Raw genomic sequence first — 397 nt, forward strand, 5'->3', positions numbered from 1 at the left:
GCCGTTCCCCAGCAATTGACGGTTGGGCAGTACAGCACCTTGACGGTGAACGTCAACGGGACGATTCAGGGCCCAAATCAACGCAGTGAACTGCCCAACGGCGATCACTACATCGTCGAACTGGCTGACGCAGATCATGGTACTACGTTAGCCGGAAGCGATACTGAAAACCTGGGCAACGTCACCTCGTACACGCAGGAAGTTACTTCTGCGCAGCCGTACACGGCGGAATACGAGGCGTATGTGATCGACACGTCGAACGGCCAGACGGTCGTCGCGCAGTCGACGCCAGTCCAGGTGACGTGGGGCCAGGTTCAGACACAGCCTACCACGGGGCAGTGTAGCCAGGCAAGCTGGTCAGTGGGAAGTGTCGGTTCGAACAGCGCGGGCTTGACGT

Annotated in this window: 1 protein-coding gene; it reads left to right on the plus strand. The window is 59.2% G+C overall.

All coding sequences use genetic code 11. The features are described from left to right. On the plus strand, nucleotides 1-397 hold a 397-nt coding region (locus AC27E8_RS06555; RefSeq protein WP_487098624.1), incomplete at both ends, for a hypothetical protein.

Source organism: Alicyclobacillus sp. CIJ1 (assembly GCF_057538885.1).